The organism is Pseudomonas sp. MF7453, assembly GCF_016405455.1.
Classification (GTDB): domain Bacteria; phylum Pseudomonadota; class Gammaproteobacteria; order Pseudomonadales; family Pseudomonadaceae; genus Aquipseudomonas; species Aquipseudomonas paralactis.
The window spans coordinates 1-1,114 of record NZ_JAEKCN010000051.1 but is presented as its reverse complement, the minus strand read 5'-3'; the positions used below and the strand labels follow the sequence as shown (position 1 = coordinate 1,114).

Genomic DNA, 1,114 nt, shown 5'->3' with positions numbered 1-1,114 from the left:
GGCGGCGGCGAAAACTGAGTGCAACACCTGACCTTTCCGGTACGGTGCTGTCCCTATGTCTTATTCCGAACTCAGCGTTGAAGAGCGCGCCACCATTCAAATCGGTCATGCCCAAGGTTTCAGCCTGCGCGGGATTGCCTGCTTGATCAACCGATCCCCTTCGACCATCAGCCGGGAGCTGCGCCGCAATCGAGATGCCTGTGGCGGCTACTCGGCCCGCGTGGCCCAGCAGCAGATGCAGGCCCGCCGTCAGGTGTGTCGACCGAAGCAAAAGCTGTTGCCGGGTAGCGAGCGCTTCGAATTGGTGGCGCATATGCTGCGTGAGCGTTTGTCTCCCGAGCAGATTGCCGGCAAGCTGCGCAGCATGAATATTCCCAGCCTCAGAGATGCCTACGTCTGTCGCGAGACGATCTATAACGCGATCTATGCCTTGCCAGTCGGCGAGCTGCGTAAAGAGCTGATCATCTGCCTGCGCCAAAGCAAGACGATGCGCAGGCCGCGCTCTGGCGGCGTGGATCGGCGCGGTCAGATCCCTGAGAGGGTCAGTATTCATGTACGTCCGCCGGAGATCGAAGACCGACTGATGCCAGGGCATTGGGAAGGCGACCTGATCAAGGGCAAGGCCAACGCCTCGTCTGTAGGTACGCTGGTGGAGCGCACCAGTGGCTACCTGATGCTGGTGAAGATGAACGACGCGACGGCGACCTCGGCGATGGAAGGCTTCAGTGCAGCGCTCAATGGCATGCCGCTGGCGATGCGCAAGAGCATGACCTACGACCAGGGCCGAGAAATGGCGCGGCATGCTGAAATCACCCAGCAGACCGGGGTGGCGATTTACTTCTGCGACCCGCACAGCCCTTGGCAGCGCGGCAGTAACGAAAACATCAATGGCCTGATCCGCCAGTACCTGCCCAAAGGCACGGACTTGTCGGTGCATAGCCAGGAGGAACTGGATGCCATCGCACTGCAACTGAACATGCGCCCCCGTAAGCGCTTCGACTTCAAGTGTCCGATCGAGGTTATGGACGAGGTGATGCAGGAAGCTATGGCTATGCGGCATGATGCTCCAGCTTCAATTCAATAACCGTGTTGCACTCAGCTCCTGTAACCGCCC

At 59.7% G+C, this 1,114-nt stretch carries 1 protein-coding gene; it reads left to right on the top strand.

Annotated features, from left to right (window positions below; all coding sequences use genetic code 11):
• The first annotated feature begins 55 nt into the window (after nt 1–55).
• Nucleotides 56–1,084, top strand: a complete 1,029-nt coding sequence (locus tag JFT63_RS29350; protein ID WP_003465026.1) for an IS30 family transposase — start codon at nt 56–58, stop codon at nt 1,082–1,084.
• Nucleotides 1,085–1,114: the final 30 nt, after the last annotated feature.